Source organism: Bradyrhizobium sp. Kon37 (assembly GCF_055807535.1).
The window spans coordinates 1-234 of record NZ_JBVVOY010000350.1 but is presented as its reverse complement, the minus strand read 5'-3'; the positions used below and the strand labels follow the sequence as shown (position 1 = coordinate 234).

The window sequence follows — 234 nt, the reverse complement described above, 5'->3', positions numbered from 1 at the left end:
AACACGCCAAGCGCAATTTTTGTTCCACCAATATCAAACCCGTAATACATTGCCGCTCCTTGTTTTAATGTACTGCCTTTACTGGCTGGACGTCTTCTACGTACTGGTCACAGCATTGTTGCTGAGTCTTTTGGCAAGTTGGTATCCGGCGCGGCGCGCCAGCATAGCAACCTCTGTTGTTTAATCGGTTAGATGTAGGAAGGCCGCACCACGCATTCCTCCCGCATCACCGTG

General features: G+C 50.4%; 1 protein-coding gene. It reads left to right on the top strand.

The window, feature by feature from the left end; genetic code table 11:
• On the top strand, window positions 1–184 hold a 184-nt coding region (locus tag AC0L3J_RS38435; protein WP_473350628.1), incomplete at its 5' end, for a hypothetical protein.
• Between the last annotated feature and the right edge of the window lie 50 nt (window positions 185–234).